Origin of the sequence: Oceanirhabdus seepicola, assembly GCF_023684385.1 — a bacterium.
GTDB lineage: Bacteria > Bacillota > Clostridia > Clostridiales > Clostridiaceae > Oceanirhabdus > Oceanirhabdus seepicola.
In genome coordinates, this window is record NZ_JAGSOJ010000002.1 from 749,007 (window position 1) to 767,064 (window position 18,058).

An 18,058-nucleotide genomic window follows, 5' to 3' on the forward strand; every position below is an offset into this window, starting at 1 on the left:
TTTTATGAAAAATATGTTATAATCTCTATATCAGACAAATATAGTTAGTATATAGGAGGGTATGATGTGAAAAAAGAAAGGATTTTAAAGTTATTTATTGTTTTCAGTATTTTAATTGGGTTAGTTTCGTCCAATACAGTGTCTGTTTTCGCGGATAGTGATGATAATAAATGGGATTTAGATGTGAGAGAGGAAGTCCAATTACCTAATAAGGAATGGAGCATTGTTTTTTCAACAGGATTGGACAAGCAAACTATAAATAATAAGAATATTTATGTTTTGGATTCTAAGGATAAAAAAGTTAGTAATATCAAACTTAAGTATATTGAGGAAGAGAAGACTCTAAAAATTATTCCTGGCAAAGAATATGAACAGGGGAAGTCTTACTTTTTATGTTTAGATGAGGGACTTAAATCTCATCAAGGAAAACCTTTATCTAAGCCGTACAAGCTTCAATTTGAGATTAAAAAAGTTGATTCTGATTTCTTTAAAATTAGAAATATTGAAGTAGTAAGTAAGAATAGATTAAATGTATATTTTACTCAGCCAATTAATGAGGGGGCTGAATTACCTCTTTATTATGAAATACTAAGAGATGGTTATGAGTTTATTAGGGGTAGCTATCAGACTATGGATGTTAAAAGAGTTGATGGTTCAAACAATGAAATTTCAATTTATCTTAAGGAGCATGTATTTAATAGTAATGAGGAGTATACTATTAAGGTTTTAGGAGATTTAATGAGCGATTATGGAGTTCGACTTCTAAATGGCTTAGGAGAGCAGATGATTTTTGAGGGTATCGATAGTGAAAATGAAGATATTAAAATTGATGATGTTGAAACATTGAGTGAAACTATTGTAAAAATAAACTTCAATAAAGCATTTGATAAAAACACAGCAGGTGAGAAAAAAAATTACCTTCTATTAGATTCTAATGATAATCCTATAACTATCACAAAAATTAATTTAAGTGATGACTTAAAATCAGTTGAATTAACTATCTACCCTAAATTAAAGAGTTCAGAAGAATATGAGCTAACTGTGAAAGGGATTAACGATAATTTTAACTTAAGCAAATTAAAAAGCGAAAAGCGTGAAGTATACTGGTATGGCGGTACAAAAATCAATCTTGATATAACATATGTTGAACCAGTTAACAGAAGGGTTATAAATGTGTATTTCAATAAACCTATAGATAAAATCTCTGCTTTGAAAACTAGTTATTATCAGATTAGAGATATTTCCAGTAAGCGTCTTTATACTAGTCCAATTAGGGTATCTTATGATAGTGAAAAAGATCCTTTTATGGTTAAATTATATTTAAAGGATGAAGTTAGAGAAAATAAAATTTATAATTTAAATGTATCTAAATATATGAAAGATGAGATGGGAAATTCATATTCAAATGCATCTGATTGTGAATTCCAAGGTAGTAATGTAAACTATCAAGGTGTTTATGTTAAAGATGCAGTTGTTATAGGGAATGATCATATTAAGGTAGCGTTCTCTGGTGAGATAAGAAATAGCGGAGTGAATCTAGAAACTGCTAATTATTTATTAGAATGTAGCCAAGGGGAAAATAGAAAGATCTTGATTGGCTGTAGCAGTGTTAGATATGTTGATGGTAGTACACTGATATTAACTTTTGAAGGTTTGAATTACAACGAGGATTATGTTCTTAAAATCAATTCTTTAGAGGATATTTTAGGAGAGCGTACTGATATTTACGCTGACGGTGTAGACGTTATTTTAGGACAATAATTATATGTATAATGTAAAAATGAAAAGAGAGCATCTTAAAAATTAGGGTGCTCTCTTTATATATGCCTAAAACCTCTCAGAAACTCGAAATTAGCGCGTTTGTTTTTAGGGGTATATAACTTTGGTAAAACAACTTAATTAACTATACGCCCAGGTTTAAAGGCAGTAAACAGAGAATAAAGAATAAAGAACAAATTATAACACTTTACTTGTTATTTATTCTTTGTTCTTTTTAGCATATATAGTAATCTTTTAGATAATACTATTTTTGATAATTATTTTGTTATATAAATATATAGCTTTGGTTTTGAAGAAGAATATAAGGTGAAAATAAGTTTATATATAGGAGGTTTTAAGATGAAGAGAATTAGTGTATCTTTTTTGTTCCTCTTGTTTGCAGTGAGTTTTATAGCATGTAATCAAGAAATCACATATACTGAAGAATTTAATTATCTTCCAAAGTATGAAGGTATGGTAATTGAAGATTTTAAAGAGCCGATTGAAGGACAGATGGGGATTGCTGTTTATAAACTTAAAGATGCAAGTCCTGAAGATGTCTTAAAGAAATATGAAAGACTTTTAAAAAAGGATGGATGGAAAGTTACTAAAGATAATAAGCCTGCCAATCTTACTGTAGAAAAGGAGAATCATCAGGCTACGATTGCTACAAGTAAAACAGAAGAAGGAACAACACTTACTATAATGTCAAAATAAATGAAAATGAAAAAGAAGGAACAACTGATGTTGTTCCTTCTTTCTTATTTTGTTACTTATTAAAATCTATATCAGATTTATTATTCAACTGTTACGTTTATAGTTACTACTAAACCATTGCTTGTAACATATCCAATAGTTGCAGTTCCAGTTTCAGTTGCTGAAGAAACAGTGTTTCCAGAAGCATCTACAGAAACTAATGAACTATCAGAAGATGTCCACATTCCACCAGCAGTTGCAGTTATATCTACTCCGTACTGGTCTTCAATTGTTAATAGACTACTGATTGCAGTGTTAGCATCAACTGCTGCAATGTTTTGAGCTACAGTAACACTCTCTTCAGAGAATTTGTTAGTCTTAGCCATTGGTGCATCAGTGATTGCTTCTACATCGATTTCAGCAAGTTTTTCAGCTCCACTCCATACAGCTACTTTAGCAGTTGCTTCATCAGTTGCGAAGATCTTACCAACATTACCAGTAACATCAGTACCGATTACTGCGTTTGTAGAAGTTACATTAGTGATTTTTCCTGGTTTAAGAGCTACAACTTTACCAGCACTTGTTTTACCTTCTAATACAAGAGTTGTTGCATATGCAGAATCTTTATCGTGTCCAGCTTTTCCGTATAAGTTTTCAACAGCTTCTAATTCATAAGATACGATGTTTTCAGTTTTAACAGTTCCGATAGTTACATCAATTCCAGAACCAGTAACTCCGTTTATAGAAATTGTGAATACTTCGCTTCCAGCAGTTGAAGTACCAGCGAATTGTACGTCTTCATCGCCTCCACCTACTGTGAATGATGCTCCATCTATTGTGATTATATTTGCAGTTCCATCTTTAGCAACGATATCAACAGTTTCACTTGTTAATGTCATTTCTCTGTTGTATTGGTCAACTACAGTTAAGTTATCTTTGTCAATAACTTTTACAGCTGTTGTATCAGCTTCAAATAAAGCAGGGATATCTTTAACAGCAGTAATTCTAGTTGCTACAGCAGCTTCCTCAACGCTGAATGAGATGCTGTTTTGAAGAGCTCCGTCAAAGTAAACGTATATTGTTGCACTACCAGCTCCAGTTGCATTTAATACTAATTCTCCATCAGCATTGAAAGAGAAATCACTTGCAGATATAACAGCATTGTTAGAAGTTGAGAATGTAACTTTAGCTCTATCAGCAACGCTTACATCTTTAGCTTTAATTTGAGCTCCGAATTGGTCAATAGCAACGAATGGGATAACTACATCTTCACTAGCTACAACTAAGCTTGCAGGTGCTGAAGCAGTGAATGATGATACAGCTTCTGAATCAACTACATCTATTGCTACTGTAGAAACGCTTCCAGTTGCAGCAACTAATGCTGTAATTGTTGCAGTACCTTTAGATCCAGCTGTGAAAGTTAATTTTCCATCAGCATCTGTTGCAAAAGTAGCAGGATCAACTACTGTAGTATCAGTTGATACAAAAGTTACTCCATCAATTGTAGCAGCTGGCCCTTGATTAGCAGCAAGCTCAATTTTGTTTCCGTATTGGTCTACAAGAACGTATTCTACTTCAACATTTGTATCACCAGCATAGATTTTTGTTTGTTCTTCTGGTATAATTACATTACCAAACTCGAATTGGTTGTTAATTGCTTCATCAACTATAGTTAATGTTTCAATTACTGATAAACCAGTTCTGTTGTGAACTATTGTTACAACAACTTTATTATCTTTTTCAAATGTTGCATTTGATAAGTCAAGTTCAAACTTAGCACCTGCTACTGGTACTGCAGTAGTAGCTGTAGTATTGTAAGCAGTAATTGTGAAGTCTGCACGGTTTAGTGTCATTTCTTCACCGTATTGGTTTAATAATTCAAGTTCTAAAGCTGCAGCAGCTTTCTTTTCAATAGTAGGTTTTTTAACTGTTAATGCTTCAGCTTTTTCAGATTCAATGCTAATAGTTTCATCGTCCAAGCCTGTGATAGCTAATTTATAGTCACCAGCTGGTAAATTGAAAGAGCTTTTTAATTCAACTGAAGTTTTGTCCTCATTCCACGTGTTAGTTGTGTTATAAGGAACTAAACCCTTTTTTAAAGTAACAGCTACTCCATCCTCAGCAGGTTTGTTGTATGTTACTTTGATTGTTGTTGGGTTAATAGCACTTATATTACCAAATCTAATACCAAAAATTGTTAGGTATAAATGGGGCTATTGCTTGTCCACAGGCGAAGGCTTTGAAAAGGCTTTGTAATCAGCATATTAGAATAACGAATAATCAAAATTGCTTTCATCAAACTTCATTAAATATTTAATAAAGTTACAACATTGTTTACACGAAATAATATTATAAAAATAAATGTTGTCTCATAAAATTTAAATAATTACAATATATACTACTATTATTGACAAAAATATTGATTTTATTAATATAAATGGTTATTAATATAAAAAATGTTTGTAACTGAACGGCTGTTTTTAAGTCTTCGACTTTTTGAATAATAAGAAAGAACTATCAAAATGGAACAATACATTTTGATAGTTCTTTTTTATTAAAAACAGAATATAAATTTTAAAATAATAAAAGTTTAAACAAGATAAAATGTGGTATATAATTATATTAAGATAAGGTATGTGAATTTGCTTAAGTAGAAAAATGAAAAAAAGTGAAAAAATGTTAAAAGGCTTGTTAGATCCTAAAATAGATTTTGTTTTTAAGAAAATATTTGGATCTGAAACAAGTAATAACGAGATAATTAATGTAGAAATACAACTTAAGAATGAATATAATATGATTAAAAAAAGTCTCTATTACTGGAGCAAATTATATGAAGAACAACTTGGTCAAGGGGAAGATTACTCTAAGCTAAAAAGAACAGTATGCATTAATATCCTTAATTTTAAATATTTGAATAATGATAAATTTCATAATGGATATAGATTAAAAGAAAGAGAAACAGGTGAGGAATTAACAGATGTAATGGAAATACATTTTATAGAAATACCGAAATTAAAAGATAATAGCGACGAAAAAGATATGCTAGTAGCGTGGACAGAATTTTTGAAAAATCCTGAAAGTGAGAAGGTTAGGGATTTAGAAATGAGTATTGAGGAGATAAAAGAAGCAAAAGATGAATTGGTAAGGATAAGTAATGATAAAGATCAAAGAGCCTTATATGAAATGAGAAGTAAAATCTTGAAGGATAAAGTAAGTGCATTGAATAAGGCAAAACAAGAAGGAAGAGAAGTGGGAAGGGAAGAAGCTGCGATAGAGGCACTGAAATTAGGCCTAGATATTGATACATCCGCAAAAATTGTAAAATTATCAGTAGAGAAAGTAAGAGAATTATGGAATAGGTGTAAGTAAAAAAGCTTGATAAAGTGATAGGATTTTTGAATGAAATAATTGAATTGTAAAAGAGACAATGATAGTACTGTGAATTTGAAATACAGTATTTTATCAAAGATAAAAAAGTTAAAGATTGTGTTATAAAGAAGAATACCATGTAGATTCTGACTTCAGTCAGAATCTACATGGTATTCTTCGTAATTCACAACTACACTTTCAACTAGTATGCAGAACAGGCTTTTACTAGTCTATAAAAAGTGAATTAATTTCATTTTCATATCCATATTTATTTAAAAATTCAATAATAGCCACTTCGAATATTTCTCTTTGACTAATATTTTTTTCTCTACTGAAATCTTTAATCAATTCAGAAAGGGGGTGTGACATACACAAGGACTTAGTTATTGTAATACCTCCAATAACATATCTAGGAATTGTATTAGAAATATTAGTAGACAATAATTCAGCAAGTTTATCTTTGTGCTTATCAATCATTTCAAGCATAGGAAGTAAATTTTGTAATCTATCAATATTTGAGAAAGTATCACATTCTTTTGAAATGACTTTCTCTCTCATTAAATCATCATTATAATTTGTAATTTCATCGTTTTTATGGTGGATTTCAATACTATCTCGGTGAATTTCAAAATTTTCTCTAGATTGCTTTCCTTTTGCAAGGGAATAATTTTGTTTTTCCGCTGACCAAAAATATCCTTTGTTTTTCATATATTCAGCCATAACACGGTGATCCTTCATTCCAACTTTTTTTGCTATTTCCATTGGGTCATTTCCTGTATTAAATAAGTTTATAATTTTTTGAACCTTATTTAATGCAGGAGTAGGTTCTACCTTAGTCGAGACTTCAAGCTTAGGTATATAAGTTTGTTTAAATGTATCCCATATATAACCACGGCGCCTCATATACATATCTAGAGTTCTATAGTTTTTATGACGAAGTTCAGCAGCTATATCATCTCTTGTATGACCTTCTAATAATCTTTTTAAAATAAATTTATCATCATAATTAGACTTACTATTACTAGTTAAACTTGCAGCAACCTCATTCAGTGAGTCATTCTCGGTAAAATTTTCATTTAAATGTAATTCGGACATATAATCACACCTCTTTCTTTAGTATTTTATAAAGTATTTACTGATTCACCTAATTCATCAAAGTTAGCATGCGTATAAATAGAAGTAACTTTTAGATTAGAGTGACCTAAAAGTTTTTGTACATGGACTAAGTTTACACCATTTTTTATTAAATTAGATGCAAAACTGTGGCGTAGTATATGTGGAGTAACGTGTTTATTCCAACCAAGATTTTTAACAGTTTCATTTAATATACGATTAACATAAGCAGAACTTAATTTACCAGATCTTTTAGTGGCAAAGAAGTAATTGCTGTCAATTTCAGGTCTATCATTATTTAAGTAATCTTTCAAAAGTATTAGTAGGTGGTCATTAATAGGAATATTTCTATTCTTGTTACCTTTACCTGCAATTACATGGATTGTTTTATTCTCAAAATTAACATTAGCAATTTGTAAATTAAGACATTCACTGATTCGCATACCGGTGTAAAATAATGTTTGAATAACTAAATTAATTAGTGTGTGATCAATTGCTCCAATAAGTTCATTTACTTCTTCAGCTGATAAATAAGTACGCTCTTTTTTTTGGATTTTAATTGGCTCAACCCCCATAGCAATATTCCATTTACATAATTTGTTTTTATATGCATAATTCCAAAGTGATCTTAGAGTGTAAAGATGTCTGCTTCTACTAGCCGTTGAAAGATTTTTCAGTTTTAAGGAATATAGATAATCTTCTATATCAGGTACTTCCAAATCTGTTATATACATTGGACAGTTATATTTTGCATAAATAAAGTTTTCAAATGTTGATAAGTCTGTAGTATATGATTTTATGGTTTCTTTGCTTTTATCAGTTGTAATTAAATTATGTATGAATTTTTCTATAACCTTATGTAGTAGCATTTTTCTTTTCCTTTCCTTATTAATCTTTTGTTTTATAAGATAAATGTCTGTATTTGAATACTTAATTTAAATCTTATTATTAGATATCCACTCTGAAGCATAAGAATCAATAAACTTAATAAATTTATCAGCTGAGAGATTATTATCTTCATAAAAAATTGATACAATGTTTTTTTGAAGGATTTTTGCGAAATTTGATACTGCTCTATTTTCACATTCTAGGATTTCATTATAAACCTCTAATCCCATAGCTCTACTTAAAGTTTTCATTCTATCAGGTAACTTTCTATACATTTCAATACTATTTGTATGTATATCACGAATAGATTTAGTATCATTAATACTACGTAAATCATCATGAGTTAAAGTGTCGTTCTCTGATATTAAAGATATTAAGGGAATATCAAAAGCTTCAGCTATAACTTCTAATAAGTCTGTATCAGAAGAAGTTTTGCCTTCAATACGTGAAATTGCAGATCTGCTTAATCCAATGCATTCAGCAAGATCTTGTTGTGTCATATTGAGTTTTTTTCTCAAATTTTGAATGTTTTTTCCTATATCCATAATTTATATATGCCTCTTTCTACGGGAGTAATCATAAAGCTTGAATTAGTATGATTTATTTTCTAATCATACCAGTACTTTATAAATGATAGCAAGAAAGTGCAATACAGTCAATATATCAATTCTCAAAAACGTAACATTTTGAATAAAATATGATTTAATCCTTAAATATAGAAAGTTTAGATTGGAATAATGTTTATTATTATTAAATTATTAACAATATGAAAAAATTAATACACTTTTAATTTAAAGTTGAAAGATAGTTATTTATTTTATGGTATAATGCTAATAGGTCAAATTACATTATAAAATAATCTTTTGTATTATTTATAGTGTTAAATATAGTATGTTATACTAGTGTTTATAGAGAAACACTTCAATATTTAAAGTATAATTCAATTGAAGTAGTGATTATATGACAGGAGGATTTTTAAATGAGTGAATTAAAAAATAAGACTAATAATGAAGATGTAAAAAAAGAAGTTGATATAAACTTGTCGCTTAGTGAGGTTGATGAAAATACTATGTCTGAATTCCGAAAAGGCATGTTGAGTGATGAATTAGCGGAATTACCACCTTTAAAGGAGGGGGAAGTTTCAATTAACGGAATTTATGCATATAATATGGGAGATAAATTAGAAGTCAGTGTTTACATAAGAAATGGATTGTCAAAACAAGTTTCTTTAGATATAGTTCCTTTAGTTATTGTAGATGAAAACGATAAAGTACTTGCCCGTCAAATATTTAATATGAGTGATGTGGGAATAATTCCACCTTTGGGGGGCAGACCAAGTAAAATTTATTTTAATAAGGAAAACATATTCGTAGATATGATTTCAGAACAAGATTGGAAAATTCAATTTGAAAAATCAATTAAGGCTGTGAAAACAGTAAAGGTTGAATATGAAGCATTTCCAGAACAATTATCAGCAGAGGTGCGTAATGAATTTGAAGAATTTTTAAGGAAAATGCCACTTATTAATGTAGGGGAAGTTAAAATATTAACACATGGAATGAAAAAAGAAAATGATGGCTCGATTTCAATTGTATTAGTAATATGTAATGGATTAGACAAGACAATTAAGCTTAATACGCTTCCGATTACAGTAATAGATGCAGAAGATAAACTTGTTGCTGGAGGAGTATTTAATATTGAGAATATAAGTGTTAATCCATCGAAGGCAAGAGTATATAATTTCAATTTAACTCCAGATAAAGTTCTTGATAAAGATGCGGATATAAGCAAGTGTAAGGTAGTTTTTAAAAAATAACATATAAAGTGAATAATTCTTTATATAGAATTGATGAGATTGATTGAATTTCATCAATTCTTTTTGGTAAGAATTTTCTAACAAGTGGATTATTCAAAGAATTATTACCAATAGTTTTCTTATTAAGAATCAATAAAAAAATTCGATATATAAGGTAGGAGGGATGATATGAAAAAAACATATAAATACCTAATAATGTGTATGTCATTAATAATGTGCATTAGTTTTACATATGTTGATAGTTATGCTGCCAAAGAAGTATATAATACTACAAATGCTGGAAGTGTATCTATGAACAAGGAGTGGAAGATAAAGTTTAGCAGAGAAGTAGAAAAATTATCATTATACAGTAACATTAAGATTGTAGATAAATACAATCGAAAGGTACACATTAAGATTGAAGTAGATAAGAAAGATAAAAAAATAGTACATGTTAAACCTGTAAAAAATTATGTACAAGGAAAAGAGTATAGGTTGGTTATAAGCCCTAATATTGAAGGGAAAGATGGTAAAAAGCTTAAAGATGGAAGAATTATAAAATTTACAGTGAAAAACCTATATGCCGGACTTCCATATGAAGACGGATTACTAATAATAGGTAATACTGCTTATTCTATTGATTATTTGGCTAATAATTCACAAATGACAAATGAAATTCTAAGAGGTGATAATTCCATATTTTATGTTTACAAACGATCCACTGATAAGGTAAAGGATATATTAGGGGATAAATTTATAGATGGAAAGACTAAACCAGCAGATTTTGATATAAAAAAGCCAATAGAGTATATTGATGCTGATGGAAATAAGACCATGTATGCTTGGAATAAAGATAAAGCATTATTTGAAGCTGTAAATCCAAGTATTGATATTAAAATTAGTGTTAATTTAAATAGCAATGCTGATAAAGTTCTTGTGATGAATGTGGAAAAATCTAATTGGATAGATGGTGCATGGGATGAAGATGAAGATAAGTGGATAGATCGTTCATGCTTTTATAAATTGGATAATAGTAATATATATTATAAAATAGGTGAACCAGCAATATTCACTTCTACTGACGCTAGTGAAGGTATCACAATTTTTAGTAGTTCTATGACTAAATTAGGAAAAGGGAATATAAATTCATATTTCGAAGGAAAATACAATATCAAAATTAAACTTTTTCCGAAAAGAGGAGAAGGAAACTCGGCTGGAAATATAGTTAATAATGGATATGTTTCTGCTGATGAAAATGGATATATCTTTTATAACAACACTGGAGATGACAATAGATTATATAAATATGATACTAACGGTATCTTCCACAATGTAATAAGCGATGATTTCGCTCAGTACATAAATGTTTCGGATGAATGGGTATATTATAGTAATTATTCTGATAAGGCCAAGTTGTATAGAATGAAGAACGATGGATCAAGTAAACAGAAGCTTAATGATGATTATTCTGCATTTATTACAATTGTAGGAGATTACATATATTATAGTAACTACTCCGATAATGGTCGTATATCTAGATTAAGAAAAAATGGTAGTGATGCAACTACAGATAATAAAGGAGATAAACACGGAATTCCAATAAGTAATCAAGTAAGAGATGAAGCGTTTTTCTTAAATTATGTTGGAGATTGGATATACTATAGTAATATAAATGATCATTACAAGGTATATGCAGTTAATACTAGTGGTACATATAGAAAGAAGTTGAGTGATGAAGGAGCAAGCTCCATTCAGGTAGTTGATGATTGGGTATATTACACTAATAATAAAGGTGAGTTAAGAAAAGTCAAGACTGATGGATCAAAAGAAACTCAAGATTTAAACAGTGTAGTTTCGAAATTCGATAGAGGATACTTCTTTAATGTAGTAGATGATTGGATATACTACAGCAACGCTAAAGATTCTAATAGATTATATAAGATAAAAACTGATGGGACAGAGAATACAAGATTAACATTTGAGCCAGTAACTTATATAAATATTGCATATAATACTATTTATTTTGTAAGTAAAGGTGATATGTACACTGTCCCTATAGATACAAATGGAAGAATTAGACCAATTGCAGTTAAAAAGGTTGAAAATGACAAGAAAGTTGTACAAGTTGACGATGTAACTGTTATTGTTCCATATGATGAGGTTAACGACTCAATTGAAACCATTGAGGCGAATCATCTTCCGCCTAAGGTTTCAGGAATAATGAGTGATAATAGATTACAACAATTTGTTGTTCAGTGGGATAAAAAGAATGTAGTAATTAGAAATGGTGTGAGAACATATCAAGGGAAACTTATTGGATATAATCAATATATTGAACTTACAATGAAAATACCATCAGAGATGCTAAATGAAACAACAACAATTGCAATATATAATAATCCTGGTACTAGAAATGCCCAAATAGAGGTTTATAGTGAACCTGAAATTGGAGATGAGGTAAGTGATCCTCCAAAATTAAGAGAGGGTGATGAATTAAAACTCTATGAAGATGAGGATTTAACAAAATTACTCAGAACAGTTGTAGTAAGTAGACAAGGTGTAGAAAATAAGGCAATATTCCAGAATGTAGAACTTGATAGGTATGGAACGAAGGAATATTATCTAAGTATTAAAAGACAAGGTAAATCTGAAAGTAAAGGAACTATGTTTACAGTAGGAGAAGCACCATCAATAACAAACTCAATTCATCATCCAGTGAAAGATAAAGATGATACTGGTTTAGGAATTGATGGAAGAGATTTCGATATAGAAGTTATGAGGAGAACAAGCAATAAGAATGTTACAAGTAGTCGTATTTACTTAACGACAAAAGGAAGGCAGCTAAGATTACAGTCAGATGAGATTATTCCATTTGATAATAAAGAAATAACAGAAACATCATGGCAAGGGACAAGATTCCAAACTTATAAGGAAGATGGAACAACTAAAATCGAATTTGATGAAACTACAGGAAGACCGAAAGATTATGAAGATGAAAAACCAATGAATCTTGATAGTTTTGGAAATTTATTGATGGGAACAAATTATGATTTATTCTTTGTAAGTAAATATACAGACACAGCTTTACCAGATAATACAGGAAGTGCTCCGAACATTGTAGGATGGGCATCTAGTGAGCCTGCTTCAATTCAGGTTGTATCGGAAGATCTACCATATACTCCTGATATTGCAACTGAGGCGAAAAAATATGGAGACACTATAACTTTAAAGATTGCACCAAAAGTAGGAGAAATTGCTTATTTAATACCTGTATGGGAAAAGAAATTTGGAAACTCAGGATATAATGAGTATATTAAATCATATGGTGGAACTGTTAATTATGAACATGAAAGAGCTGATGGTCCATGGGTATATGATATAAGACCTAATTCAGACGAGGAGACTTGGTTAGATATCGCTAAAACTTGGTTGAAACAAGATGGAATATGGCCATTTGACGAAGATGGTACATGGGCGTACGCACTTGAGCATGGATATATAACTAAACTTAAAGGAGATGGTAATAAACGAATTATGCCAGTTCCAAAAGGAATTTTATATACACCAAATGAGGGGGTAACATCTGTCAAGGTAAAGGATAATGATAAATATTATGCTCCAAATCTAGAATATAAACTTGTTATAATAAATGGAATTGGAGTATCATCAGTTTCAAATGGAACACTTACTGTAGACAATAGGCCGCCAATTATTGTAGAGGACTATGTTAGAGATGATAAAATAGTTTTACCAGCAGGTGAAGGTTTTTCATTCCAGAGTGTATATGAAAATGCTGATGTATATGTATCACATTATGTGGACAACTTATTCACTGTTCAAGAACTAGAAGATGCAGTAGCAATAAATAATGCATTTAAATTCTCAATAATAAACGGTGTTACAATGCCTATATCTACCAATGGAATAAAGCCAGTGGATTTAGTAATTGATGTAGATAGTTTAACTCCAGATGAGTTGAAAAAGAAGATAGCAGATAACAAAAATGCTAAAATATCTGTAGTTGACCAATTAGGTAATATAAGAGATGTAAAAGATATTTTAATATATGTTGATACATCTGAGCTGCGTCAAATTATTAAAGATGCAAAAACTGCACTTGGTAAAAATGATACTTTAGATGTTGTTAAGGATTTAATTAATGAGCAAATTAATAAATCAAATGCAATACTGAATAGAGTAGATAGCATATATAGAGATGAGGCAGTAACTCAAAAGGAGATTAACAAACAAGTAAGTGAATTTAGTGAGTTATTAATTACCCTTGGAATTCCTCACAAACATGTTGTTGATCCAAACTTAAGAATTAAACTAGTTGAAAACTACTTGGAGATAATTAGATATAATGCTTATCCTTCAATAGAAATAGATTCTAGCGAAATCTATCAAGATTTATGGTTGAAGAAGGAAATTGAGTATGATGATCTAATTACCAGTGATGGAGATTATAATTACAAAATCAAGTGGGAAGCTACGGATATAAATTATAGTCCATTAGACGGTAGCAATGGTAATATTAAGACAGATGGACTGGATGAACGAGCGCAGGTAACTAGACCAAAAGGAAATGATCTGGTAGTGAAACTTATAGGTAAGATTTATGAGGTTGATTCCACTGGTATAGTACAGCCTGGACAAAAAGAAAATGGATTAGTAGAGAAAAATATAGTAATTAAAGGTATGAGCTTTATAACAAAACCTACAAGTCCATCTAGCGATAAAGCTATATTAAGATCAAAAGGTATAATAATTAATGATGCGACAGATATAAAAGTTTCAATTCAAGATCCAAATAATGCAACTAATTACCAACAAACATTATCATATGACGGATATGAGTATTCATTTAATGTTGTTCAAATAGATGCTAATCCAAATGATATCTATTATGAACTTACATTAAAAGTAATTGAAGAAATAGGATCACCACCACATAATAATGCAGTAGATAGGGAAATGGGAGTTAAAATCGAGATTGACGGCTTAGTTCTAGATAATCAAATTGTAATTAGAATGCCAGCGTCCAATCCACAAAATTCAGTAGTACAATCATACTAATTGGGGACTGTCACCACCCGTAATAAGTTGAAAAAACTCGAAAGAGACTAATAACAAGCGTAATAGTGACGTTAAAGGAGAAGAATTCAAGAGAATTCTTCTCCTTTTAATTTATAAATTATTAACAAATGGATAAAAATGTGATAATATAGTAATTGGAATGAATTATATTATTTAGTAAAATTATACAATTAATATGTGTATATGGAAAGCACAGGAGGGGAATTTATGAGAAGTTTTTTTAGGGAGAAGAAATATCTTATACCTTTTATTTTTTTAGTAATGATATATCCTTTAATTGTACAAGCTAAAAACGAAGTATTAAAAGGAGATTTTTATAAATATTGGAATGGGGCTAAGAATTGGACTGATTTTTTTACACTATACAAAAGTCAGGCACTTATCTTTACAGCAATTATATTAGTATTTATATGTTTATTTAGAATTTTTGAAGATAAGAAAGTTATACAAAGAATAAAGAAGATGAAATACATATTTATTTTAGCAGGTGTATATGCATTATTGATAATAGCTTCAACAATTTTCTCGGCTAACAGGAAAGTAGCTCTATTTGGGTTTGTTGAATCGAAGCAAGGAATGCTTGTTCAATTATCTTATATAATAGTGTTTTTATCAGTGATTATATTGATTAAAAAATTAAAAGATATAAAGGTTATAATAAATTCTCTTCTAATTGGGTCACTTATCATGTCCGTAATAGGGATATTTCAATATTTAGGAATGAATATATGGCAGAGTGGATTTGGGAAAAATTTAATGACCATTCTGAATCCAAATCTTAGGCAATTTATAGCAAAAGCTAAGTTTGTTGAACTAGTTTACGGAACTTTATTTCATAAGGATTATTTAGGGAGTTATTATGCCTTAATAGTACCTTTATCATTAGGAATGACTATATTCAGCGAAAAGCTGAAATCTAAACTTCTATACGGTGGAGTATTCATTATATCAATATACACACTTATAATATGTGAATCAAGAGGAGGGCTTGGAGGAGCAATATTTGGAATGGTAGTAGTGTTCATTTTCTCTTTTAGAAAAGTTCTAACAAGTTGGAAAAAGGTTGCTATAGTGGCTGTAAGTTTATGTGTAGTTATTACGGGAACTAATTTTGTTTTAAATGGAAAGCTTGGAAAACAAGCAAATGATAGTGTAGCAGTGATAAGCAATAACGTTAAGGGTTTATTTCAGGAAAATAATGAGTTCGATATTACAAAAGCAACTGAACTTAAAGAAGTAATAAATGAAGAAAATAGAGTTGGATTCTCAACACAAACAGAAACAATTGTATTATCTGTAGAAGAAGGTACACTAAAGTTTTATGATGAAGAAAAGAATCCTTTAACATACAAAGTGATAGATGGAAACAAGATACAACTAGATGACAAGAGGTATAAAGAGTACGAAGGGGTTTTAGGAAAGAAAGATGATACGCTTCTAATAACCTTGAAAAAAGGAAGAATTTATTTCTATTATAAGATGACAGGAAATAACATAAAGATGATTAATAATAAATTCAATGAAATAGATAATATTCCAGTTGAAAGCCTGGGATTCAATGGTAAAGAGGAACTATTTACAGTAAGAGGATATATATGGTCTAGAAGTTTACCTTTACTTAAAGATGCAATAATACTAGGATATGGACCAGATACATTTGCAATAAACTTTCCGCAACAAGACTTCATTGGAAAGCTATATGGATACGATGATATGTGGCACTTAGTAGATAAGCCTCATAATATGTATCTGCAGATTGCATTAGATACAGGAGTAGTATCATTAGTAGCTTATTTAGGAATTTTAGTAATAACAATATTTACAGTACTTAAATCAAGTTGGAAGAATAAAGAGAAGCAATGGAGTAAATACATGATATTATCAGTATTGTCATCAATAGTGGCATATCTGATCACAGGAGTAATAAATGATAATAGAGTTTCAGTTGCACCTTTGTTTTACTTATTGTTAGGGTGTTGCGCTGTTGGCAGTTATGTTTTTGTGATGAAGGAGGCAGAGGATTAAGATGATAAGCGGCATAAATTATCTAAATAAGATGGTGATAGATTGAAAATATTACTTATTTCACAGTTTTTTTATCCGGAAATAACTGCTGGGGCGTTTAGAGCGTTTGAACATGCAAAAATATGGTCTGATAATGGAAATGAAGTAACTGTATATACAGCTAATCCAAACTATCCTAAGGGGATTATATATGAAGGATATGAAAATAAACTATTTAAAAAAATTAAATATGATGGGATCGAATTAATAAGAGGCAAAGTGCATGTTGGAAAAAATTCTAGTAAAATTGGACGAGCACTAATAGGTATTTCATTTATGCTGTTTGCTATTATGAATTTAGTTCTTAATAGGAAAAAAATTGGTAAGAAATTTGATGTAATAATAGGAAGTAGTGGTCCTATTTTTACTGGAATAGTAGCTTATTTTTACTCCAAAGCATATAAAAGTAAGTTTATTTATGAAATTCGAGATATAACTTACACTCAGATGTTGGCAACTATGAGTAGCGAAAGTTCATATGCTTATAAATTTTTCAAATGGCTTGAGTTATTATTATGCAAAAAAGCTGATAAAGTAGTTGTTGTTACAAATGGATTTAAGGATCAGCTAATAGAAGATGGTATTCAAACTGAAAAAATAGAGGTTATTTATAATGGAATAGAAATGATAGATAATTGTAATTCCAAAAGTACAGAACCTAATTGTTTCATAGAGGAAAGAATCAGAGATGATAAGCTAGTTTTTTGCTATGCTGGGACATTTGGAATATCACAAGATATTTTAAGTCTTGTTGAGTTTTATAATAACTTGGATATAAAGAACAAAGAGTTGATATTAATAGGGGAAGGAGCTGAAAAAGATAAGATAGAGAATTATATTTCATTAAATAATATACAAAATATACAAGTTTATGATTCAGTAAAAAAAGATGAGTTAAATGAGATGCTTAAAAAAGTTGACTTATGCTTTGTTAAGTTAAAATATAATAATCATTTTAGTAGAACTATGCCTTCAAAGGTGTTTGATTTGATGTATAGAGGTATGCCTATAGTTTACTTAGGACCTGAAGGAGAAGTTTCAAAGGTATTAAACGAAGCTAACTGCGGAATGAGTTTATGTGATTTTGATAATAAAAAGAATGTAAAAGAACTTATGAGAGAGTATCAAGCATATAATAATATGACTTGTTTTAAAGAAGCCATTTTACAGTTAGGGAATAATGGCTTTAGATATGTGAAAAATAATTTTGATAGAAAGAAATTAGCAAGTCAATATCAAAAAAACATTTGGTCGAGTAGTTAATTAAGTTGCTAGAAA

11 protein-coding genes are annotated in these 18,058 nt (G+C 29.8%); 7 read left to right on the forward strand and 4 right to left on the reverse strand.

Annotated features, from left to right (window positions below; translation table 11 throughout):
- Positions 1-66: 66 nt before the first annotated feature.
- The gene (locus KDK92_RS10975) at positions 67-1,761 is read left to right on the forward strand and encodes an Ig-like domain-containing domain (RefSeq protein WP_250859298.1); all 1,695 of its coding nucleotides are present in this window, start codon (positions 67-69) and stop codon (positions 1,759-1,761) included.
- Positions 1,762-2,118: 357 nt separating this feature from the next.
- Complete coding sequence (locus KDK92_RS10980) at positions 2,119-2,475, forward strand: hypothetical protein (protein WP_250859299.1); 357 nt, start codon at positions 2,119-2,121, stop codon at positions 2,473-2,475.
- Positions 2,476-2,555: 80 nt separating this feature from the next.
- Here the strand turns inward: KDK92_RS10980 and KDK92_RS10985 are convergent, their stop codons facing one another.
- Complete coding sequence (locus KDK92_RS10985) at positions 2,556-4,433, reverse strand: hypothetical protein (protein WP_250859300.1); 1,878 nt, start codon at positions 4,431-4,433, stop codon at positions 2,556-2,558.
- 697 nt (positions 4,434-5,130) lie between these two features.
- Between KDK92_RS10985 and KDK92_RS10990 the strand changes: the two genes are divergently transcribed.
- Positions 5,131-5,823, forward strand: coding sequence for an Rpn family recombination-promoting nuclease/putative transposase (locus KDK92_RS10990; protein WP_338115267.1), 693 nt, complete (start codon positions 5,131-5,133; stop codon positions 5,821-5,823).
- Between the two features lie 225 nt (positions 5,824-6,048).
- Here the strand turns inward: KDK92_RS10990 and KDK92_RS10995 are convergent, their stop codons facing one another.
- The 3 genes from KDK92_RS10995 to KDK92_RS11005 all read right to left on the reverse strand — a co-directional run bounded on the left by KDK92_RS10995 (position 6,049) and on the right by KDK92_RS11005 (position 8,369).
- Positions 6,049-6,918, reverse strand: coding sequence for a hypothetical protein (locus KDK92_RS10995; RefSeq protein ID WP_250859302.1), 870 nt, complete (start codon positions 6,916-6,918; stop codon positions 6,049-6,051).
- A gap of 26 nt (positions 6,919-6,944) precedes the next feature.
- Entirely contained in the window at positions 6,945-7,805 is an 861-nt protein-coding gene (locus KDK92_RS11000; RefSeq protein WP_250859303.1) for a tyrosine-type recombinase/integrase, read from the reverse strand.
- Positions 7,806-7,871: 66 nt separating this feature from the next.
- Entirely contained in the window at positions 7,872-8,369 is a 498-nt protein-coding gene (locus tag KDK92_RS11005; protein ID WP_276575941.1) for a helix-turn-helix domain-containing protein, read from the reverse strand.
- A 434-nt stretch (positions 8,370-8,803) separates the two neighbouring features.
- On the opposite strand from KDK92_RS11005, the gene KDK92_RS11010 reads away from it, so the two are divergent.
- From KDK92_RS11010 to KDK92_RS11025, 4 genes are all read left to right on the forward strand, one after another.
- The gene (locus KDK92_RS11010) at positions 8,804-9,640 is read left to right on the forward strand and encodes an SLAP domain-containing protein (protein ID WP_250859305.1); all 837 of its coding nucleotides are present in this window, start codon (positions 8,804-8,806) and stop codon (positions 9,638-9,640) included.
- Positions 9,641-9,808: 168 nt separating this feature from the next.
- Complete coding sequence (locus KDK92_RS11015) at positions 9,809-14,695, forward strand: DUF5050 domain-containing protein (RefSeq protein ID WP_250859306.1); 4,887 nt, start codon at positions 9,809-9,811, stop codon at positions 14,693-14,695.
- 228 nt (positions 14,696-14,923) lie between these two features.
- Complete coding sequence (locus tag KDK92_RS11020; RefSeq protein WP_250859307.1) at positions 14,924-16,741, forward strand: O-antigen ligase family protein; 1,818 nt, start codon at positions 14,924-14,926, stop codon at positions 16,739-16,741.
- Between the two features lie 42 nt (positions 16,742-16,783).
- Entirely contained in the window at positions 16,784-18,043 is a 1,260-nt protein-coding gene (locus tag KDK92_RS11025; protein WP_250859308.1) for a glycosyltransferase family 4 protein, read from the forward strand.
- Positions 18,044-18,058 lie beyond the last annotated feature (15 nt).